Here is a 21,549-nt window from a genome sequence, read left to right as displayed (position 1 = left end):
TAGAATTTAGATATTCGTTTTTAGCCTGTATTATAAAGTAAAAGCGTTCAAAATTTTGAACGCTTTTTATTTTTTTGAGAAGTTCGGATTACCAGCCTCCGCCTCCACCGCCTCCGCCACCTCCACCGGAGAATCCGCCACCACCGGAACCGCTGCTTGAGCTTGACGGTTGCGTAGCTGCAGATCTTATGGAATTGGTAAGACTTGAGTTCAGTGTATTTCCAAAGCTTAAATGATTGATCGAACTTCCAATATACCAAGCGTGAACATATTCCGTTCCGTTCGCCATGTTTTTAACCATCGTATCAAATTTCTCTCCCCAAATATCATCCACTCCCAAAACCATTGCAAAGGGAAGTAATGTTTCGAAAACCTGTGGTGTCATTTGAGGAGGATTGTGAAATTTCAACTGTTCATTTTCAGCTGCTCCCATGTACATTTTGAAGCCTTCAATTAAAGATTTTTGTCTCAATTTTTCTTCTGACGGTCTTTTAATTACATATTGATAAATCATCAAAGAAGTAAATCCTAGAATAATAAAGAAGTAACAAATACCAAAATTAATAAGTTCACTTCCGCCGTTTCCTAGTTTAATAAAACCAATCAATCCAATGATAACAAAGATTGGAATAGGAATTAAAAATTTCCATGAAACTCTGCTTGACAAAAATGATACTACAAAAAATATGATTAAAGAAATAACGTATACAGCTATTCCACCAGCCATTTTTTCTGGCTCCGGATCTATTTTATAGCTTATAAATAAACCTAAAGCATATACAACCGTCATGATTAAAATCGGCACAACAACTTTTGAAAAATTATTTCCTTCATTTAAAAATTTATCATGCTGAAATGCCAATGTTCCTTTGAAGCTATTAACAACATTTTCAATTTTTGAATTATATTTTCCATCAAACTTTAAGGTATCATTTCCCGTGAAAAGAGTATTCATTAAGTTGATTTCTTCCTTTGGTAAAGCCTGATCGGGCTCTTTTAATTTATTTAAAGTAAATGTTTTTGTACTGAACAAACCTAAAATTCCCGAATCTTCGCCTTCAACTATTTTTAAATAACCTTTTACAGCAAGATTGACGATTGAGGCGGTTAGAAATTTATTTTTAAAACTTTCATTTTCCAAATATCCCATTGAAGCCGGTGAAAGGTCTTCCGGAACATTGAATTGTGGATAAACTGTTGGCTTTTGCGGATCAACACCATATTTTCTCCATGTTGAATAGTAATAGAAAATCAATCCAAATAATATGATAATTCCACCGATTAAAATTCCAAATTTTTCGAGAAAAGTTGGCGGTGGCGGTGGAATCATAATTCCTTTTTGAAATCCTGCGGCAATTGTCAATCCTTCATTCGGAGCTAAATTAGTTGCAGACCATTCCATCGAATTATCAGACAAAACTTTAGAACTACAATTTTGAGAATTATTTCCGTAAGAACCCGTGTAGCATGAATTTTGAAGAATTTTTGCGCCATCAGGAAGGGTTACCTTTGCTGAAATTGTATCTATTGCAAAATCCCAGACTGTGCCGTTTACGTTCCAATATACCTCATCGTATTTATCAAAAAATCCGATCTGATTTTCTGTTTTATACTTTATTTCATATTTATAATCGCCCGGACTTAGAATTACATCCTTATTTCCGACATATATTTTCAGATAACCATCTCCGGTTTCTTCATGATAATCCTCCTCTACTCCATCTTTTTTAACGGAGATGATATCGTATTTTACTTTCTGAGTTTTGTTATTTAAGTTTCTCGACAAAGGAAGCGCACGGTAAATTCCACGTTTGATATTAATTCCAAGACTGTGGACGTTGATGTTTTCTGTAATATTCAGCGCAGATTTTTTATCAACATTAATATCAGAATGAAAAGAAGTGATCCGTTCAATTCCATTTTTGTTCTCACTTAAACTATCTTCTTCCTGCGAAAAAGCGAGCGTAAAAGTCAGCAAATAAAAAAGTACTAAAAACTTTTTCATTCTTTAAAACTTTACAGTTGGAACTTCTCTTTCCGCAGCATTTTCTAATTCGAAGAACGGAGATTTCACGAATTTATACATGTTGGCGATAATATTACTAGGAAAAGATTCTACCAATGTATTGTTATCACGAACGGTTCCGTTGTAATATCTTCTTGATTTTTCGATATCGTTTTCTATGGAAGTCAGTTCAGATTGTAGTTGTTGGAAATTAGTATTTGCTTTCAAATCCGGATATTGCTCTGCAACAGCGAATAAATTCATCATTGCCTGATTCAGATTTTTCTCTGCAGCTTCCTTAGATTCTACCGAATTTGCGCCTACAGCCTGAGCCCTTGCTCTTGTCACACTGTCCAATGTTTCGCGTTCGTGGGTTGCGTAACCTTTTACCGTTTCTACAAGGTTCGGGATAAGATCGTGACGTTTTTTAAGCATTACATCGATACTGCTCCAAGCTTCCTGAACCAGATTTCTCAGTTTTACCAATTGGTTATAAATGGAAACTCCATAAAGAAGAAATATTACAGCTAATGCGATTACAATAATTAGAATGATCATAGATTTCGATTTTAATTTAGCTTAAAAATAACCTTTTTTTAATTATAATTTAAAATAAAAAAAGCGCTCAGTAAACTGAACACTTTCGTAATTAAAACTATATGAACCTCCCCTAAAAATACTTTCTGCAGAGATATTCTACAGTCGTATTTAGAAGTTTATTTTTATTCAGAAAGAACTCAAGTTCCTGATATTCTTCTGAAGTTACATTAATATATAATTGAACCGAACCAAAACTACGCCCGTTAACGTACTCCACATTAGCCGATAACACCTTGTGACAAATTCCGAACTGATTATAAATAGTATTCATTAAATGCTCGAATTTCATCTTGCCATTTAACTCTATTTCTAATATCAATTCTTTTTTTTGCAGATTAATTCTGTTGTGTAAAATCTGCACAGTTGGATTTGGTGTAATCATAACTAAATATTTTTTTTTGGTTAGACTGTTCTTGATTTAATTCATCTCATTTGTTTTAAATCTTTGACAAAAATATAAAAAAATATTAGTCCACCAAATTAGTAGACTACTAATTTTGAATTTTAACACATTATTTATTAAGTTTTTTAAGTTTTGGCTAAAGCCTTTGGAATTTTGGCAAAAATAAAACGGGCTAAAGCCCGTTCCTATTGATATGTACTGTTTTATAAATATCTGAATATTTAAGAAGAAATTTATTTTTAAACTTATTCCTTATTCCTTATTCCTTATTCCTTATTCCTTATTCCTTATTCCTTATTCCTTATTCCTTATTCCTTATTCCTTATTCCTTATTCCTTATTCCTAATTATTTTAATTCTTTTATTCTTTCCAATTTATCTGATGCGGCCAATCCGTTTGGATTGCAACCTAACTCACCTTCCGGAACTTTAAGATTTTTCTTTTGGTAGAATTGTTCCCAAAATTCATTGGTTTTTCCTGTTTTAGGATCAATGAAAGTCATAGGTTCTAATTTAAAAATATTGTCTTTTCGAAAAGCTCTTTCAATAAAATCTGAACAGTAATAAGAGTTTTCATCTAAGATATAATTGAAATTATAAGGTTTTCCCAACATACTTTCTGCTTTTTGAATGGCAGCAGGAATTGTATTTTGGTATTCGGGTTTTAAACGATACAAAACGACTCTTTGTCCATCATTCGCCTGATCTTTCAGAAAATCTTTCAAATTTTGTTTTTGCGAACCGCCTTTTGGAGCGGCATGAAGAACAAATGCTTCATTTCCTTTCTTTTCTAAAATTCCGATATGATCAAAAGACGTGCTTTTCTGTTTTTGAGTTACATTATTAATTGCCCCTGATAATCCTGTTTCTTTTGCAGTAACAAAAAGTAAATCGCCATTTTTCAACCCTGAACTTTGTGTGTTTTTACAATTTATAATTAAGTTTAAAAGAAAAATAGCTACAAGTATTTTTAGTAAAAATTTATTTCTTAAAATTTGTTTCATAAATAGTAATCCAATCTTGTACAGTCATTTTTTTGCTCACCTCAGCTAATAATTCTAACGGAATATCATCCATTTTCTTGAAACAGACGCATGATTTTCCCATATCGAGTTTTCTTTTAGAATGTTTTGGAAATTCGGCTACAAACCAATCTAATAATTCCGGTTTTGCATACATTCCCATATGATAAAACGCGATGAAATTCTTTTGAGACGCCAGTCCCATAAACGGAAGCGGTGAACCCGGCGTACAATGATATCCCGCAGGATAAGTTTCCAAAGGAACATCCCAACCAACCATTCCATAACTTACGCCTTTCTGAAAACCTTCAGGTAAATTATCGGTTATCGTATCAAATATTTTCTTGAATATTTCTTGTCTTTCCTCAGGAATTTTCGAAATATAATCTTCTACAGAATCTGCTTTAATTTGCATTTTAATTCGGTTTTTACAATTTTCAAAATAACAAAATTTATACGAACCTTATCCTACAATTTTAATTAAATAAAAAAAGACAGCTATATATAAAATATAACTGCCTTCTATTTTTAAATTTAAAGTTTATTATTGCTTAATAACTTTTGTAGTTGATTTTGAACCGTCTTTGAATATGACAGTCACAAAATATACTCCCGCATTCAGCATACTTAAATTAAGTTCCTTTCCAGAACCTTCAAATGTTTTTACAATTCTACCTGATGCATCTCCGACACTTACATTTTTCAATTCCCTAGTATCTAATAAATATAAAACATCCTTAAAAGGATTAGGATGAACTGCTGTCTTTTTTGACGGATTACTCATTTCCGAAGTACTTAGTGGAGCATTACTTTCAACACTAAAGTCATCTACAAAAAAACTAATACTAAAATGATCGTTAATTGCTCCTGAGCTAGCATAAAAGGCAAATCTTGTAGTTGCACTGATACTGCCAGGTATGTCATAAGTATACTCATTAGGAGTATTTGAAGGACTATTATTATGATCCCAAGTTGTTAGTATTGTCCATGTATTTCCACCATCATTCGAAATCATAAAATGTACAACATCGTCGACTCCCATTTGAGTTGCAGAAGGTGATCCATAAGGTGTTAAACCATACTTAAACTTCACCTTATATGCACCCGCAGAAAAATCAAAAAGTGGAGTTGTAGTCCATGAAATCTTATTTACACCATCTATAACAACTGTTGCTGCCCAATTATTATTCTCAATATTTAAGAAAGGGTTCCTATGCCAGCCATAAGCAGTACCTGTAGGTCCTGTAGCAGGAGTTCCTCCTGATAAAGCATTATTCCAACATGTTTTAAACTCAAAATTATTAAAATAATAAAAATCATAAGTATATGGAAGAGCAGTAACACCACATAACGTAGTAAAATACTTTGGTAACGACCATTGACTCTGGTTCATCATACCATTACAATTCGTTCTCACCCAATAATAATACTTGGTATTAGGAGACAAATTTCCAATGGTATAAGTTACTCCCGTTACACCTGAATAATTAGGTGTGGTACTGCTGGTAGGAGCCGTCAGACTTGTACTATAATAAATATCATGACTTACTGCCTGAGTACCGGTAGGGATGGTCCATGAAATCTGCGCTGAGGCTGAAGTAATAGCTCCTGCAGGCTGTGTGATAGGTTCTACACAATCCGTATAAGCATCCACAGAAAAAGCTAAGATATTAGCTACTCCTTCATTAATAGTTTTCTTTACTGTAATACTTTGAATCAACTTAGTCTGATTCACTACATCAATATTATGAACAGTTTGATAGAGCTTTGGATCCTCTGGAAAGGTTTGTAGCACATCTGTATTTCTATTAACTCTCCCTATGCCTCTAATTGCATAATTTGTTCTGGTGCTATTCCAGAATGGAATCTCCTGTTCTGTAAAGGATTGAGTTGTATTATCTGTAAAATTAACTGTTATTGTTACTTGAGCAGTCCCCTGTCCGCTAGTAGCAAGCATATAAAGTTTAACTGCCGCCACTGGATTAGATAATACCAAAGTCCCAGAATTGTCAATCGCTCCCGGAATATTACTAACTAGCCTTAAAGAATTATTTCCATTTAAATCTCCAAGTTGGAACTTTAATCCAGGGGTTGAAGATAGTCCTGAACTAATAGTACCATTTGCTGGTAATCCATAAGAAGGAGGTATACTTGTTGGAGTTGGTTTAAAATCATTTGCAACAAGATTATAATAAGTTCCATCCACATTATTTGTTGTAGAAGCTATGGAAGGACCTACACCGTTAGCGATCACATCAGCCGTATATCCGGATTGAAAAGGTACTGTTTGAAAATGTTGTTGAGCCATCAAAGCTGTCACAGAAAAAAGAGCCGTAACAGATAATGCCATAGAAAATATCTTTTTTATCATGGTATTAATATTTCAGCCGAAAATACGAAAAAAGACATCAATATAAAAGTAAAAAAGACAGCTATATATAAAATATAACTGCCTTCCCTGTTTATTTAAGTCTAAAAATTTTATTGCTTAATAATTTTCGTAACTGATTTAGATCCGTCTTTGAAAGTGATTGATAGTAAATACAAACCTGAATTCAGTGTACTTAAATTAAGTTCTTTTCCAGGATTATCAATAAGCTTAACAACTCTTCCTGAAACATCATTAACTGTTACAGACTTCACATCTTTCATATCAGAAATATATACTACATCTCTGAACGGATTTGGGTATACAGAAAGTGATTTCTTAGTACCAACCTCAGAAGTTCCTAATGTATTAGCTTCCCAGAAAATATCATCCCAATAATAAGATTTTCCATCGCTAGGACTCTTTATCGCTAATCTTGCATTGGCAGGAACTGAAGAAGGAACAGTTACTGTATATTCTGAGTTAGCAGCTGTATAAGCAGTGTTCAAAATTGGTAAAGCTTGAAGTAATACAAAGCTGTTGGCATCCGCTGTATTAGTAACATATCCAACATTAAGCAAAGCTCCTGCGGTAGCTGTAACTCTTGCTTTAAATCTCAACTTATGAGTTCCTGCATTAATATTACTAAATACCGGAAGAACAACCGTTGTAGGCGTAGAAGTAGTACCTGTAAATTGGTAAACGTTTCTTGTACCAGAAGCTGGTGTAGTTGTTGTAAGTGTCTGGCTACCTGTTCCAGCCAATCTTATCCAACAATCAGGTACAACATCACCTGTTCCATAAGAATCAAAATTCTCAGAAAGCAATGTCACTGGTCCACATAATGTTTTAAATGTAACCGGATAAGACCATATACTTGAATCTGAAGAACTACAAACTGAACGTATCCAAATATAATAAGTTGTATTTGCAGTAAGGTTAGAAATACTTAATGTAGTAAGAGTCGTAGTTCCAGAAGCTGGCGTTGTCGCTGTAGGAGCAGTACTGTTTGTAGAAATAAAATACTCATATCCATTTGCCGGAGCCGGAGAAGGCGCCGTCCAAGTTACGTCAGCAGAAACAGTACTCATATTAGAAACAACAACTGCGGTTGGCGTAAGACAAGAAGGTATTGCTTCCCAATAAACATCATCCCAATAGTAAGATTTTCCGTCATTTTTATTTATGATAGCCAATCTTGCATTTGCTGGTACGGAAGAAGGTACGATTACTTTATATTCTGCATTTGGATCTGTATATACAATATTAGATATAGATAATGTTTGGATAGATGTGAAAGTTGCTGAATTCGTAGCATCAGTAACATATCCAACATCTAAAGTTCCCGGTGAAGTGCTTACTCTCGCTTTAAATCTCAACCAATGCGTTCCTGCATTAATATTACTAAACTGAGGCAACACAACATACGTAGAATTTTGTGCAGTAGTACTGTACTGATAGATATTTCTTGTTCCCGAAGCCGGTGAAGTCGTTGAAATTGTTTGAGATCCCGTAGTGTTAATAATTCTTGCCCAACAGTCCGGAACAATATTTCCTGTACCATAAGAATCAAAGTTTTCAAACATAGTAGTCATAGGACCGCACAATGTCTTGAATGTTCCTGAGAATGACCATACACTCTGACCAGTTGTATTATTACATTTTGTTCTTACCCAATAATAATATACTGTATTGGCAGACAAACTTCCTATTGTTGTACTTGTCCCCGGAATATTAGTAAGAGTCGGAGCTGTACCACTTGTTGGAGCTGTATTTGAAGTACTGTAGTAAATTTCATATCCCGAAGCTTGTGTAGTAGCTGGTACCGTCCATGAAACCTGAGCTGAATTCGCTGTTAGAGTTCCCACAGGCTGTAAAACAGGTGCTGCACAATCTGAGAAAGCCTCAGCAGAGAATGCAAAAACATTTGTATATCCCTGGGCTGTAGAAGTTTTAGTTACTGCTACACTTTGTATTGGTTTTGATTGATTAGCTGCATCAATTGCCAATGCATTCTGATATAATCTTGGATTTGTTGCGTTTGCTTCTAACGCATCTGTATTTCTATTAATTCTACCAATTCCCTGAATGGCAAAATTTGTTCCGCCATACCAGTCAGATACACTTACGTTGGTAAAGGTTTGAGTGGAATTATCTGTAAAAGTCACGACAACATTAGCAGTAGATGCTCCACTTCCGCTTGTTGAAAGCATATACAAGGTAACCGCTGCCTTTGGTGTAGAAAACACTAAAGTTCCGGTATCATTCGCACTTGGAAGTCTTAAAGAATTGTTACCACTCAAATCTCCAAGCTTATAACTCAGTCCCGGAGTACCTGCAACCACAGAATTAATCATCCCGTCTGAAGGTATACCATATGTGAGAGGAGTACTAGAAGACGTGAGCAGAAAATCTCTCGCTACAAAAGCAAAAGAAACACCGTCAACATCCGTAGTGGTAGAAATCGAAGAAGAGCCTACTCCATTAGCAATTACATCAGCATTATAGCCGGATTGTATAGGCATCGTTTGAAAATTTTGTGCCATCACAGAAGATGTCGACAAAAGAGCAATAGCATTTAAAGCTCCAAAAAATAGTTTTATTTTCATATTACTTAAAATTATCGCTGTAAATTTAATAAAAAAACAATATAAAACACATATTAACATATTTATTTTAAACAAATAACATTAAATAACATATTAAACTCATTATAATTAAAATTTTTAAAATAAATAATAAAAACTAAAAATTTAATTAACATAAATATTTCATCAAAATATAACAGAAATACTACCGATTCCAAAATTCGATTCATAAGCATTTATTCATTATTTTATTATTGAAGAATTAAATCTTATTTTTGTCATACAAATTTTTTGAACAATGCCGAATATTTCAAACAGAGCACAACACATGCCGCCATCGCCAGTAAGAAAACTGGTTCCTTTTGCCCTTAAAGCAAAACAGAAAGGAGTAAAAGTATATCACCTTAATATCGGACAGCCTGATATTGAAACTCCGGAAACGGCTTTAAACGCTTTAAAAAACATTGATTTAAAAGTATTAGAATACGCTCTTTCTGAAGGAAATATTGAATACAGAAAGGCGCTTACAGAATATTATCATTCATTAGATTTCACAGATCTTACACCCGATAACTTCATCGTAACCAATGGAGGTTCTGAAGCTTTAAACTTCGCAATCTCAACATTATGTGATGACGGTGACGAAGTAATCATCCCGGAACCATATTACGCTAACTATAACGGATTTACAAGCACTTTTAATGTAAATGTTGTTGCCGTGCCTTCAACTATTGAAACAGGATTCGCACTTCCTCCGATTGAAGAATTTGAGAAAAAAATCACAGACAAAACAAGAGCGATCGTTATTTGTAACCCTGGAAATCCTACAGGTTACCTTTACACGCGTGAAGAACTTCAAAAATTAGCAGAAATTGCTTTAAAATATGACATCGTTATAATCTCAGACGAGGTTTACAGAGAATATGTGTATGACGGAAAACAACAAATTTCAATGCTTGCTTTCCCTGAATTAAGCGAAAATTGTATCATCATTGATTCTGAATCTAAGCGTTACTCTATGTGTGGTGTAAGAATCGGATGTCTGCTTACGCGTTCTAAAAAAATTCATGATGCGGCAATGCTTTTTGCTCAGGCAAGATTAAGTCCGGTTCTATTGGGACAAATTGCAGCTACAGCAGCTCACCAGAATGACGGAGCTTACATCAGAGCAGTAAGAGAAGAATATACTCACAGAAGAAATGTGTTGGTTGATCAGCTAAATGCTATTCCCGGAGTTATCTGTCCAAAACCAAAAGGCGCATTTTACTGTGTTGCTGAGCTTCCTGTAGATGATACCGAAAAATTTGCCCAATGGTTGTTAGAGAAATATTCTCTTAATAACGAAACTATCATGGTTGCACCAGCCGGAGGATTTTACAGCAATCCGGAATTAGGTAAAAAACAAGTAAGAATCGCATACGTTTTAAAAGAACAGGACTTGATAAGAAGTGCCGAAATTTTAAAAGATGCTCTTGAAAAATATAAATTAGAGTTCCACCTTTAATATTCAATAAAGATGTCAGCAGTAAAGATCAATACTTTGAAGATGTTATTTTCAACATTTTTATTGCTGATATTTTTTTCTTGTCAGAAAGAAACCCAACCAAAAACTGATAACAATAGGAATGAAATTACATTCATTGGTTTTTCGAATGTTGGCGGAAAGTTAGGAAGCTATAAGATTATTAAACTAACAAAAGATTCCATCAATCTGACGCAGGGAGCGACTTCTTCAAAAATCCATAAAAAATGGAATTCTGCCATTGACCCGCAAACCTGGAAAAAATTAACCTCATCTATTGATATAAAAACACTGGACAAAATCAAAAGTTCAGAAAGTTTACAGGCTCAGGACGGAATCGATGAAACTTTTCAGATCAAAACATCAAAAAGCTCTCATGTATTCGTCAATTCATATAATGATACGATTCATTATTATCAGCTTCAAAAATTCAAAGATCAATTAGAAAAAATTCTTCCAAAAGAATACAAATAATGCCATGCACGAAAATTTTTCTCTAAAACCGTATAATACTTTCGGTGTAGAAGCCAAAGCAAAATATTTTGTTGAAGTACATTCAATTGAAGAATTAAAAGATGCTTTGAAATTCTCAAACATGAACACCCTTCCACTCCTTTTCCTTGGAGGCGGAAGTAATATTTTGTTTACCAAAGATTTTGATGGATTAGCTATTAAACTTAGCTTAAAAGGAATTGCTGTACAGGTTTTAAATAAAAATGAATTTTTAGTCACTGCAAAAGCCGGAGAAAACTGGCATGAATTCGTCCTATTCTGTTTAAATAAAAACCTTGGCGGACTTGAAAATCTATCTCTAATTCCGGGAAATGTAGGAACTTCACCGATGCAGAATATCGGAGCGTACGGAACTGAGATCAAAGATATTTTTGTAGATTGTAAAGTTTTGAACCTGGAAACCTTAGAAATTGAAACTTTTGATGTTAAAAAATGCAGATTCGGTTATAGAGATTCTATTTTTAAGCAGGAAGGAAAAGGAAAATATGTGATCTTAGAGGTTTCATTTAGATTAACTATCCAAAATCACAATATCAAAACTGAATATGGTGCAATAAAATCTGAACTTGAAAATTTAGGAATTGAAAATCCAACCATTCAGGATGTTTCTAAAGCTGTTATCAACATCAGACAAAGCAAACTTCCCGACCCAAAAGTTACCGGAAATGCAGGAAGTTTTTTTAAAAATCCGACCATTCCTTTAACTCAATTTGAAGAATTGAAGCAAAAATTTGAAAATATTCAAGGCTATCCAAACGGAGAATTTGTAAAAGTTCCCGCTGGCTGGCTGATCGAACAATGCGGATGGAAAGGAAAACAGATTGGAAACGTTGCTTCACATCAATTGCAGTCTTTAGTTATTATTAACGCAACAGGAAATGCAACTGGGCAAGAAATCTTCGATTTTTCAACTGAAATCATTAATTCTGTAAAAGAAAAATTCAGTATAGAACTAGAGAGAGAGGTGAATATTATATAACTTTATCTTAAGATTTTATAAAAAATATTCAGATCGTTTTTCTGACATTTGTCACTTATTTTAATTTATTCTAAATAAAATCATCGTAACGCACTTATAATAAATATATTTGCACTCGCTTTTTTTAGAATAAATAAAATTAGGATGATGAGATTTTTATCTTTTGTTTTCTTCTTCATTTTCAGTACGCATTTCATATATGCTCAGGAAGGAAGATCACAATTGAACATTACGGTTTACAACGAAAATAATAAAGAATTAGAAGGTGCATCTATTACAGTTGACCAATCTTCTGTAACCACAGATAATAATGGAAATGCCAATATTTCTTTGTTAAATGGTAAGCATCATATTAAAATAATCCACCCGAATTTTCAGGAAAAAGAACTGAACATTACGCTTGCTTCTCAGCAAAATTTAACAATAAATCTTCAGCCGATCGATAAATTGGAAGAGGTTGTTGTCTTTTCTAAAGAAGGAAAAGGATTAACTACAAAATCCGTCATCGACAGAAAAGCAATGGAGCATTTACAGCCTTCAAGTTTTTCAGATTTGATGGAACTTCTTCCCGGCGGATTGGCAAAAGCACCTAATTTAAGCGGAGTAAACAGACCCATTCTTCGTGAAAATCCGGGTAGCCTTTCAAGCAACGACTACAAAACCTCATCGCTGGGTGTGCAATTCATGGTGGATGACAATATTATTAATTCAAATGCTGATATGCAGATTTCTGTAGATCATAGTCAGTTTGGATATTCTCCAGAAGCCAGAGAAACTGCCTACTCAGGAATTGATATGAGAACTATTTCTACTAATGATATTGAAAGAGTGGAAATTATTCGCGGAATTCCTTCTGCATCTTACGGAGATCTAACTTCAGGTTTGATTAAAATTGAGCGTAAAATCGGACAATCACCGCTTCAGGCTAGATTTAAAGCTGATGGTTTCAGTAAACAATATTATGTCGGAAAAGGGTTTAAAATAAATGATAAATGGCAGTTGAGCGCGAGTGCAGATTTCTTAGATTCAAAAGCTACACCGACTGATGATTTTGAAAATTATCAAAGAATCACGGCTTCACTTCGTTCAAAGAAAATCTCAACACTTTGGTCAAGAACTTTAGAATGGAGATCAAACATCGATTTTTCCGTAAATATTGATAAGAAAAAAGTAGATCCTGATAATGGAACAGCAGACATAGACAGATATGAATCAAATAATAAAAAGATAAGTTTTACCAATAACTTTATTTACAATTTAGATAAGAGTTCATTCTTTACTAAGGTGACTTTAAATACAGCCATCCGCGCAGGTTTTGAGAAAATTGAACAAAGAAAATTAGTTCAACTATCTGGCCCTCGATCTTTCTCTTTAGCTTACGATCAAGGAGAAAATGTTGGTTTCTTTCCAGATCTACGTTATGTTATAGATTTTTTGACAGAAGGAAAACCGTTGGATATCTCAGCACTTTTTAAAATAAACGGAACAAGAAAAACAGCAGGAATCACCCATGATTATGAAGCCGGACTTGATTGGAGATATTCTAAAAATAACGGGAACGGTTTGGTTTATGACATGAGAACGCCTCCCTCAGCAGCATCGGGAATAGACAGACCAAGAGCTTTTAATGATATTCCGGCATCAAACCTATTGGCGGCTTTTGCAGGAGATCAGATGAGTTATGCGATCAATCAGCATAAGTTTACTCTATATGCCGGTTTGAGACTTTCGCAAAATTTAGGAATTGATAATTCTTACGCCATCAGCAAAAAAGTTTTCACAGAGCCTAGATTGAATTTCCAGTATAGCTTACCACATTTAATGATTAATAATTTTCCCTTGAAAACGGATGTTACTTTAGGGTATGGTTTATTTTACAAGCAACCGACTTTGTTAATGCTTTATCCGAACAAAGAATATTGGGATTATACGCAGCTGAATTATTACGGTAACGATCCACAATATCGATATGTAAACTTCATGACGTACGTACAATCGCGAGAAAATAAAAATATCGAGGCTGCAAAAAGTATTAAAAAAGAGATCAGGTTAGATTTAAGTTATAGAAACAATGAGTTCTTTATTACTTATTTCAAAGAAGATATGACCAATGGGTTCCGTGATATGAAAAACTCTGTTGTCCATACTTACAAACAATATGATGCTTCGCAAGTTGACATTAATCAATGGACAGCGAATGGCCCCAACCTTACCAACGTGCCTTTTGTTGTAAAAAGTCTTTTCAATGAATATGAAACTGTTGAAAACGGAAGCGCAACATTAAAACAAGGTATTGAATTTGGGTATACTTCACCAAGAATTAAAGCCATCAATACAAGATTTACATTAACAGGAGCCTATTTCAAAACTCAATATAGAAATTCACTTCCTATTATTTACAGACCTACTATCTCTGTTGGTACAGAACCTTTCCCTTACTACGGAATTTATAAAAGTGATAATGGATATGTTTATTCTAATATGAATTACAATTTACTCATCGATACTTACTTACCAAGTCTGGATATGATTGTTTCTGCTTCATTTCAGGGAAGTTTATTTGATAACAGAAGAAATGACAACAGAATTGCCGAGCCAATTTCTTATTACGGATCAGATGGAATTGAACATCCGTTCACAGATGTAGACAGAACAGATATCTACAAACAATGGCTGGTAAGAAATGTATCTACTACAGATAATCTGGCGACTTTGTATACTTTTACTATTACAGGAAATATTAAAGTAACAAAAAGTATTTATAAAGCTTTGAAAACATCATTGTTCGTCAACAGGCTTTTCAATTACAGTTCACCTTACACTTTTAATAATCTGAAAATTTACAGAAGATCAACCAATACTCCGTATTTCGGAATGGAATTAAACTACAATTTTTAATATATATCAAAGAAAATAACATGAAAAAAAGAGTTTTATTATTAAGTTTAGTAGCAATGATGACGGCAACACTTACTGTTACATGTTGTTCTAGTGATGATGATTTTGGAGTAACAGCTACACAAAACGGAGTTTTAACTTTATCTTTTTCGGGTGAGAATATTTCTTCTTATGAAAATTTGGATATTGAACTTAAAGAAGTAAACACGGGTGCTGTGATCAAGAAAAACTCACAAAAAGCAAGTTCTACTTCTATAGAAGTGCCTTATGGTTCTTATAAAATTACAGTAAACGGTCAGGTAATAACTACTCAGCTGGAAGCAACCGCTGCGGCAGGAACCGGTAAAGCAGATATCACGACTTTAGCTACTAACGTTAATATCCCTTTATATTTCAAGGCATTCCACAATGATTTTATTATTGAAGAAGTATTCTTTACAGGAATCAAGACTACGGATGGTAAAAACTACAATTCGGGTCGTTATTTCAAAATTGTAAATAATTCTGATAAATTATTATATGCAGACGGTTTGATTCTTGCGCAGTCGGAATTCCTTACAACAGATGACAAAAACCCCACACCTTATAATGTAAACGAATATTTTGCAGTAAAAGGAGTAATGGTTTTACCCGGAAACGGAACTCAATATCCGGTAGAATCAGGAGATTTTATTGTAATTGCTGATAATGCGATCGACCACAGACAAAATACAAGCAATGCCTACGATCTGCACAATGCAAACTTTGAATTCCCTTCTACAAACCCAACTTTAGGACAGGTTGACAATCCTTCAGTTCCGAATGTAAAAGTTATTTATTCTCAAATGACTTACAACATGTTCTTCCTACACAACAGAGGATTCGAAAGTTATGTAATCGCTCGTTTTCCTGGAGGTGAAAATGAAACTACATTCTTAACCAACCACAAATATAATTACACTTATCAGAACAGTGCGGGAGGTGTAACTTCAAAAAGTGCTTATTCTATTCCAAATTCTTGGATAATAGATGGAGAGAACAACAGTATCTCAACGAAATTCATTCATACACTAACTTCAGCAAGTATTGACGGTGGATGGACAGCTGCCGGAACAATTGATAATGACGCAACACGTTACGGAAAATCTGTGAGACGTAAAATCACAGGAAAAATGGCAGAAAACAAGAATCTTTATATGGATACAAATAATTCCACAAACGACTTTGTGAAAGATTCTGAACCAAGTTTAAAAAATGGTATTACACATTAAGATACTATTTGACATTCATTAAAATAAGTTATGCTTACTATAAAAAAATACTTCTATATACTATTAATGAGTCTACTTACATTTTCTGTAAAAGCTCAGGATAGCCTTAGTCTTTTTAAAACTATCAACAATCAGTATAATATAGAAAGAAATTTTAAGACTAATTATTACTATAATCCGGCGGCTATGTCGGGTTATAGTTCTATTTCGTTCTCAGAATTTAATGTTGGATATCATGATAAAAATGATAAAACTTATCGTCAACAATTAGGAAGTGGAGACAAAGGTTTGACTGTTGAGGCAAAATCATTTCAAAAATTGAAACCTAACCGATATGTTTGGGGAAATGCAAATTATCAAAACTTAACCTTAAAAAATCTTATCCGGGCTGAAAATCTTGATTATGAACGTATCGCTCCTTACATATCTTCCGATTCCGTTGGTGGAGATCTAAAATTAGAACGTTATGAATTTTCCGGAGGTTATTTACAGAAACTAAAACGTTGGACTTTTGCAGGGCAGATAAGTTATTTAGCTCAATTAGGCTATCGTTCAAGAGATCCTAGATTAAGAAGTACAACTTCTGATTTACGGATAAGTGCCGGGGTAAATTATAATGTTTTCAGAGAATATGAAGTGGGCGTTTTTGGGGAATTCAATAAATACACTCAAAATAGCTCTATCTACTTTCAAAGCTTATTGGGCAGACCCTTCGTCTATCAAATGACAGGTTTTGGATATTCAAACAACATTTTCAACGGTGGAACAAATCCTGTTACAAGCTTTGAGGAATTTGGTGTAAAAGGTGGATTGCAAATATCCAATAAACAAGGTAAAGATTTTTACTTGCAGGCAACCGTAGGAAGCTCTAATAATATTAAAAGTTATAGTGATGTAACATCATATTATGACATTTCAGATCTGGAAAACAGAACCTTTGAAATTGAAGGCGCTAAGTTTTTTGATTTTAATGAAAAACATCGTGTGGGTCTTTTGGCAAATTATAATGCATCAAAAAAAACAGGTTCCGAGTATGGTTATTCATTGAATACGGTGAGCATGACTCAAATTTTCAAAAGAAAAACGTACCGAAGAGAAAATTATGTAACAACGATAAAAGGTTTCTACCAATACAATCAGGACAAGTTTTCAATAACCGCTACTCCATTTTATGGTTATGAAGAAATTAAAGAACGAAGATTATATCCAAATGCAGGACAAAAATTTGAATATTCTTATTTCGGAATTAATGCAGATTACAAACAGGAAATTAAAGAAAATCAAGCACTTAGCTTTCAACCTTATTTCTCAAAAAGAGTTGTTAATAAATCTATTAATGCATTGGCTTCTACAGGAAATGCCGCTGTTGACGTGTGGGTTCTTCAGGATTATATATTTCAGGCAAGTGACATTACTACGGTTGGAGCTTCATTAAGATATGATTTAAAACTTGAAAAACTACCTGCATTCTTCGTAAGTGCAGAATATCAATCACAAAAAATTCAGAAAAAAAACAATAATTTTGTAGGCGCAAGCATTGGAATAACATTTTAGAGAATGAAAAGAGGTATATATTGGGTTTTAGGATTGGTTTTATTGTTATTGTGGAGTTTTACACCAAAGGTCAATCAGGATTTGTCAAACATTCAGGATCCGAGCATTGAAGATATTGTAAAAAGCTATAAAAAAGCAATCATCAACTGGCCAAAACCTACTATTGATTACGGAGTAAAATGGAATGAGTTTGCGCCCATTAAAAACGATTCTGCTTTCTTTATCGACCAAGATAAACCTAATATTATTTTAGGAAAAATGTTGTTTTTCGATCCTAAATTATCAAAATCAAGTCAGGTTTCATGCAGTTCTTGTCACGATCCTGAAATGGGATGGGCAGACCGCAGACGCGTTGCGCTTGGAAATGATCATTTACAGGGAAACAGAAATACCATTTCATTATACAATATTGCTCAACGCCAGTCTTTTTTCTGGGACGGAAGAGCAAAAACATTAGAAGAACAGGCAGCCGGTCCACTTAGCGCCCATCATGAAATGGCCATGGATGTAAAAACCTTACCCGCAAAAATACAAGCTGTTAAAGGTTACAAAGAACTCTTCAAAAAAGCATACGGAACCGATAAAGTAACATATGACAAAATTGTAAAAGCGATCGCAGATTTTCAAAAAACAATTAAAAGTCAGCCAAGCCGATTCGATAAATTTTTAGAAGGAAAATACAACGCAATGTCTGATGAAGAAATCTACGGCATGCACATTTTCAGGACAAAAGCCCGTTGCATGAATTGCCATAACGGACAATATCTTACCGATGAATCTTTCCACAATATCGGGTTGACGTATTACAAGAAAAAATATCAGGATCTTGGGTTATACGAAATTACTAAAAAGCCGGAAGATGCCGGTAAATTCAGAACGCCGCAATTAAGAGATCTGATGCTTACTCAGCCTTGGATGCACAACGGATTATTCAATGATCTGGAAGGTGTAGTAAACGTCTACAACAGCGGAATGCACCAAATCGACCCAAGCCCCGAGAAAAAACAATTGGATCCTTTATATCCAATGACAGATCCGCTATTAAAACCTTTATATTTAACAAAAGAAGAAACCAAAGCTCTTGTTTCGTTTCTTCAAAGCCTTTCCGGAACAAGATATAAGATGAGAAGACCAGAATTTCCTGTGGAATAAAAATTAATCTTCATAAAAGATCTACTTTTGTCAAAATTTCAATATTTTTCAATATTGAAAAATATAATCATTTAAATAATATCATCATGGCAGGATTAACAGAAAAAGAATTTAAAAAACTGATTCAAAAGCACATTGCTAAAAGTAATTATGTGAAAATTTATCTTACGGAAGAAAGTCCTGAAAGCTACGTTGTTGGGTTCATTCTTAACGTATCAGATGAGTTTTTAATGATTCAGGAAACGTATGATTTTACATTAACAGGGATCAAGATCATTCCTTATGAAAGAATCTCAAGCATTCGTCATAACAGGTTTGATAAAACTTCAGAAAAGATATTTTCAGAGGAAGGATTGATAAAATTCAATCAAAAAATTATTGATAATACCTCTTTAAAAAATGCAGAATCATTGTTTAAATCAATAAAAAAACAAAATTTCCATTGCATTGTTGATAGCACAAAAAAGAACAAAGACCTCTTTTCAATTGGTGAAATTCTAGAGGTAAATGAGAAATTTGTAATTATCAAGAATTACGATCCAAGTGGGAAAATTAATAAAAAAGCACACAAAATTTCTTTTAAAAATTTAGAATTCATTACTTTTAATGATAATTATTCTTTGACCTTTAGAAAATATTTGAAAGAATAACCTCATTTTAATAAAAAACACACATGAAAATAGCTATTCTCGGAGCCGGAAATATGGGCTTGTCTTTTTCAAAATCTTTCTTAAAATATGAATTGATCAAGCCTGAAAGTTTGCATCTTATTACAAGAAATGATTCTAAATTATCAAAAATATCAGAAGAATTTCCACGTTCTATGATTTCAATTTTTGATGACGTAAAAGAATTGGATGCAGATTTAATCATCATTGCCGTAAAACCTCAGGACTTTCAAAATGTTGCTGAAAATTTCAGATTTAAACTAAAAGAAAATCAGATGGTTTTATCAATCATGGCAGGAATTAAGATCGAAAAAATCCAAAAATTATTAAGTCATCCTCTCGTTGTAAGAGCAATGCCGAACTCTCCTACCCTTCTCGGAATGGGAATTACAGGCTATACTTCCGCAGAAGGAATTTCTTTCAGTCAGTTAATTAATATTGAAAGGTTATTGAATTCTACAGGAAGATCTGTTTATTTGGAAAACGAAGATCTATTGGATGGCGTAACTGCACTTTCAGGAAGCGGGCCTGCCTATTTCTACTACATCGTAGACGCCATGATAAAAGCCGGAATGGAAATGGGAATTGACGAAAATTTATCAAAACTCTTCGTAAAACAAACGATGTTGGGAGCTTATCATTTAATTAATAATTCTGATAAAAACTTGGAAGAATTAATAAAAGACGTTGCTTCCAAAGGCGGAACAACAGAAGCAGCTTTAAAAACTTTTGAAGAAAATAATTTTAAAGAAATTCTAAAAAACGGAATTTTAAATGCTGAAAAACGAGCAAAGGAATTGAATGGATAGAATTTAAACCATTAAGTTTTATTAAGAAGTTAAGATTTTTTAAGACGATACCTAAAAATAGCTTTAAGAATCAAAAGCTTGATGTTCCTTAACTTCTTAATAAAACTTAATGGTTCAAAAAAAAATTATTTTCTAACCATCGGAATCTGCAAGTTCGTCGGACGGTTTTCTTCGGTATCAAAACCTCTTCCATCAACATTTCTTGCACCCCAAAATAGCATATCTTCATAAAGATAAATAAGATCGTATTCTTTGAAAATATCTCCTTCTTTCAATCCAAAAGGAATAAATTTCTTCTTGAAAATATTTTGAGATTTACCAACTTCCCATTGATTAAAACCCTCTTTTGCAAGATTATTCAGAACATCAGCAAAATTCTGGATCAACGGTGTAACTTCATAACTTTCGTTGGCTGTAAAATCTACTTTTTGTGCGCCTTCTGCAACGGGATGATCGCCCTGCCATTCAACTTCTCCTTTAATTAACATTTTAACCAAAGGAATTTCTCCGAAAGCATCGGCATAATTGATAATTTCCAATTGAAATTTATCTTCCGGCAAGTAACTGAATTCTCTTGTTAAGTAAAATGGTTTTAAAGTTCCATCTTCATTTTTAAACGAACTTGGACGAACTTCAACTGCGATACTTTTCCAATCGCCAAGTATTTCTTTTTTAATCTCTTCTACGAAAAACCCTCTCTTATCCATCTTAAATTGTTTTTAACAAATGTAACGAATACTGAAAAAAAACTATACGAAACGACTAAATTTATTTTCTAAAAACCTACAAATCAGAAAGCCCAAATAAACCCCAAACGTATTAAGAATAATATCATCGGTTTCAAAGATTCCCATTCTCGTAAAATACTGAAGTGCTTCTACGATAATAATTGTTGACATAAAGGAAAAAAGAAGGCTTTTCAGCTCTTTAAGTTTAGGAAAAATCCAACCCAGAAAACCAAAAGGAACAAACATTACTATATTTCCTAAAACAATCCTGATAATATCTTCCCAACGAATCGTTCCTTGAATAAACTCTATCGTTGATAACACAGGCTTTAATCTCACAACATTCTCATCATACTGAAATCTGCCCATTCCTAGAAACATCAGATACAGTAAAAACAAGGTGTACGGAACAATAATAATTTTGTAAATTTTCTTTAACATCAATTGCAAATTTATTCATTTCAAAAACATTAAATTTGTATGTTAAATAA

The 21,549-nt window shown here is 33.6% G+C and carries 18 protein-coding genes; 9 read left to right on the top strand and 9 right to left on the bottom strand.

Annotated elements, in window-relative coordinates:
• Positions 1 to 88 precede the first annotated feature (88 nt).
• The 7 genes from A0O34_RS13220 to A0O34_RS13190 all read right to left on the bottom strand — a co-directional run bounded on the left by A0O34_RS13220 (position 89) and on the right by A0O34_RS13190 (position 9,006).
• Positions 89 to 2,005 carry a DUF2207 domain-containing protein gene (locus A0O34_RS13220; protein ID WP_066755265.1) on the bottom strand — a complete coding sequence of 639 codons (1,917 nt, stop codon included), beginning with the start codon at positions 2,003 to 2,005 and terminating at the stop codon, positions 89 to 91.
• Between the two features lie 3 nt (positions 2,006 to 2,008).
• Complete coding sequence (locus A0O34_RS13215; protein WP_066755264.1) at positions 2,009 to 2,563, bottom strand: LemA family protein; 555 nt, start codon at positions 2,561 to 2,563, stop codon at positions 2,009 to 2,011.
• Positions 2,564 to 2,675: 112 nt separating this feature from the next.
• Entirely contained in the window at positions 2,676 to 2,987 is a 312-nt protein-coding gene (locus tag A0O34_RS13210) for an NIL domain-containing protein (protein ID WP_066755263.1), read from the bottom strand.
• 367 nt (positions 2,988 to 3,354) lie between these two features.
• Entirely contained in the window at positions 3,355 to 4,011 is a 657-nt protein-coding gene (locus A0O34_RS13205; protein ID WP_066755262.1) for a YiiX/YebB-like N1pC/P60 family cysteine hydrolase, read from the bottom strand.
• Positions 3,989 to 4,444: a DUF1801 domain-containing protein gene (locus A0O34_RS13200; protein WP_066755261.1), complete on the bottom strand. Its 456-nt coding sequence runs from the start codon at positions 4,442 to 4,444 to the stop codon at positions 3,989 to 3,991. Before A0O34_RS13200 ends, A0O34_RS13205 begins: the two co-directional genes overlap by 23 nt.
• A 129-nt stretch (positions 4,445 to 4,573) precedes the next feature.
• On the bottom strand, positions 4,574 to 6,400 hold the full coding sequence (locus tag A0O34_RS13195; RefSeq protein WP_066755260.1) for a T9SS type A sorting domain-containing protein: 1,827 nt from the start codon (positions 6,398 to 6,400) through the stop codon (positions 4,574 to 4,576).
• 110 nt (positions 6,401 to 6,510) lie between these two features.
• Positions 6,511 to 9,006, bottom strand: a complete 2,496-nt coding sequence (locus A0O34_RS13190; RefSeq protein ID WP_066755259.1) for a fibronectin type III domain-containing protein — start codon at positions 9,004 to 9,006, stop codon at positions 6,511 to 6,513.
• Positions 9,007 to 9,283: 277 nt separating this feature from the next.
• Here A0O34_RS13190 and A0O34_RS13185 point away from each other — a divergent pair, with 277 nt between their 5' ends.
• The 9 genes from A0O34_RS13185 (at position 9,284) to proC (ending at position 20,330) form a co-directional block, all read left to right on the top strand.
• Positions 9,284 to 10,489, top strand: coding sequence for a pyridoxal phosphate-dependent aminotransferase (locus tag A0O34_RS13185; RefSeq protein WP_066755258.1), 1,206 nt, complete (start codon positions 9,284 to 9,286; stop codon positions 10,487 to 10,489).
• A gap of 12 nt (positions 10,490 to 10,501) precedes the next feature.
• A complete protein-coding gene (locus tag A0O34_RS13180; protein ID WP_066755257.1) occupies positions 10,502 to 10,981 on the top strand; it encodes a hypothetical protein in 480 nt (159 codons plus the stop codon).
• A gap of 4 nt (positions 10,982 to 10,985) precedes the next feature.
• Positions 10,986 to 11,999: a UDP-N-acetylmuramate dehydrogenase gene (murB, locus tag A0O34_RS13175; protein WP_066755256.1), complete on the top strand. Its 1,014-nt coding sequence runs from the start codon at positions 10,986 to 10,988 to the stop codon at positions 11,997 to 11,999.
• 144 nt (positions 12,000 to 12,143) lie between these two features.
• Positions 12,144 to 14,897: a TonB-dependent receptor gene (locus A0O34_RS13170; RefSeq protein ID WP_066755255.1), complete on the top strand. Its 2,754-nt coding sequence runs from the start codon at positions 12,144 to 12,146 to the stop codon at positions 14,895 to 14,897.
• 20 nt (positions 14,898 to 14,917) lie between these two features.
• Positions 14,918 to 16,147: a DUF4876 domain-containing protein gene (locus A0O34_RS13165; RefSeq protein ID WP_066755254.1), complete on the top strand. Its 1,230-nt coding sequence runs from the start codon at positions 14,918 to 14,920 to the stop codon at positions 16,145 to 16,147.
• 66 nt (positions 16,148 to 16,213) lie between these two features.
• On the top strand, positions 16,214 to 17,701 hold the full coding sequence (locus A0O34_RS13160) for a DUF6850 family outer membrane beta-barrel protein (RefSeq protein ID WP_066755253.1): 1,488 nt from the start codon (positions 16,214 to 16,216) through the stop codon (positions 17,699 to 17,701).
• Positions 17,702 to 17,704: 3 nt separating this feature from the next.
• A complete protein-coding gene (locus A0O34_RS13155) occupies positions 17,705 to 18,853 on the top strand; it encodes a cytochrome-c peroxidase (protein WP_066755252.1) in 1,149 nt (382 codons plus the stop codon).
• Positions 18,854 to 18,939: 86 nt separating this feature from the next.
• Complete coding sequence (locus A0O34_RS13150; RefSeq protein ID WP_066755251.1) at positions 18,940 to 19,503, top strand: hypothetical protein; 564 nt, start codon at positions 18,940 to 18,942, stop codon at positions 19,501 to 19,503.
• A 23-nt stretch (positions 19,504 to 19,526) separates the two neighbouring features.
• Positions 19,527 to 20,330: a pyrroline-5-carboxylate reductase gene (gene proC / locus A0O34_RS13145; RefSeq protein WP_066755250.1), complete on the top strand. Its 804-nt coding sequence runs from the start codon at positions 19,527 to 19,529 to the stop codon at positions 20,328 to 20,330.
• Positions 20,331 to 20,455: 125 nt separating this feature from the next.
• Here proC and A0O34_RS13140 read toward each other — a convergent pair whose 3' ends face one another.
• Together A0O34_RS13140 and A0O34_RS13135 are read right to left on the bottom strand one after the other, a co-directional pair.
• Positions 20,456 to 21,037 (bottom strand): hypothetical protein, encoded by a 582-nt coding sequence (locus tag A0O34_RS13140; RefSeq protein WP_066755249.1) that lies wholly within the window; start codon positions 21,035 to 21,037, stop codon positions 20,456 to 20,458.
• Positions 21,038 to 21,079: 42 nt separating this feature from the next.
• A complete protein-coding gene (locus A0O34_RS13135) occupies positions 21,080 to 21,499 on the bottom strand; it encodes a VanZ family protein (RefSeq protein ID WP_066755248.1) in 420 nt (139 codons plus the stop codon).
• Between the last annotated feature and the right edge of the window lie 50 nt (positions 21,500 to 21,549).

This window comes from Chryseobacterium glaciei, assembly GCF_001648155.1.
In the GTDB taxonomy this organism is placed as follows: Bacteria; Bacteroidota; Bacteroidia; order Flavobacteriales; family Weeksellaceae; genus Chryseobacterium; species Chryseobacterium glaciei.
This window is presented reverse-complemented; position numbering and strand designations above follow the sequence as displayed.

What these genes read in the sequence shown, in the direction of transcription:
- A0O34_RS13220 (WP_066755265.1), bottom strand. Translation starts at nt 2,005, where the DNA reads ATGAAAAAGTTTTTAGTACTTTTTTATTTGCTGACTTTTACGCTCGCT.
- A0O34_RS13215 (WP_066755264.1), bottom strand. Translation starts at nt 2,563, where the DNA reads ATGATCATTCTAATTATTGTAATCGCATTAGCTGTAATATTTCTTCTT.
- A0O34_RS13210 (WP_066755263.1), bottom strand. Translation starts at nt 2,987, where the DNA reads ATGATTACACCAAATCCAACTGTGCAGATTTTACACAACAGAATTAAT.
- A0O34_RS13205 (WP_066755262.1), bottom strand. Translation starts at nt 4,011, where the DNA reads ATGAAACAAATTTTAAGAAATAAATTTTTACTAAAAATACTTGTAGCT.
- A0O34_RS13200 (WP_066755261.1), bottom strand. Translation starts at nt 4,444, where the DNA reads ATGCAAATTAAAGCAGATTCTGTAGAAGATTATATTTCGAAAATTCCT.
- A0O34_RS13195 (WP_066755260.1), bottom strand. Translation starts at nt 6,400, where the DNA reads ATGATAAAAAAGATATTTTCTATGGCATTATCTGTTACGGCTCTTTTT.
- A0O34_RS13190 (WP_066755259.1), bottom strand. Translation starts at nt 9,006, where the DNA reads ATGAAAATAAAACTATTTTTTGGAGCTTTAAATGCTATTGCTCTTTTG.
- A0O34_RS13185 (WP_066755258.1), top strand. Translation starts at nt 9,284, where the DNA reads ATGCCGAATATTTCAAACAGAGCACAACACATGCCGCCATCGCCAGTA.
- A0O34_RS13180 (WP_066755257.1), top strand. Translation starts at nt 10,502, where the DNA reads ATGTCAGCAGTAAAGATCAATACTTTGAAGATGTTATTTTCAACATTT.
- murB (WP_066755256.1), top strand. Translation starts at nt 10,986, where the DNA reads ATGCACGAAAATTTTTCTCTAAAACCGTATAATACTTTCGGTGTAGAA.
- A0O34_RS13170 (WP_066755255.1), top strand. Translation starts at nt 12,144, where the DNA reads ATGATGAGATTTTTATCTTTTGTTTTCTTCTTCATTTTCAGTACGCAT.
- A0O34_RS13165 (WP_066755254.1), top strand. Translation starts at nt 14,918, where the DNA reads ATGAAAAAAAGAGTTTTATTATTAAGTTTAGTAGCAATGATGACGGCA.
- A0O34_RS13160 (WP_066755253.1), top strand. Translation starts at nt 16,214, where the DNA reads ATGAGTCTACTTACATTTTCTGTAAAAGCTCAGGATAGCCTTAGTCTT.
- A0O34_RS13155 (WP_066755252.1), top strand. Translation starts at nt 17,705, where the DNA reads ATGAAAAGAGGTATATATTGGGTTTTAGGATTGGTTTTATTGTTATTG.
- A0O34_RS13150 (WP_066755251.1), top strand. Translation starts at nt 18,940, where the DNA reads ATGGCAGGATTAACAGAAAAAGAATTTAAAAAACTGATTCAAAAGCAC.
- proC (WP_066755250.1), top strand. Translation starts at nt 19,527, where the DNA reads ATGAAAATAGCTATTCTCGGAGCCGGAAATATGGGCTTGTCTTTTTCA.
- A0O34_RS13140 (WP_066755249.1), bottom strand. Translation starts at nt 21,037, where the DNA reads ATGGATAAGAGAGGGTTTTTCGTAGAAGAGATTAAAAAAGAAATACTT.
- A0O34_RS13135 (WP_066755248.1), bottom strand. Translation starts at nt 21,499, where the DNA reads ATGTTAAAGAAAATTTACAAAATTATTATTGTTCCGTACACCTTGTTT.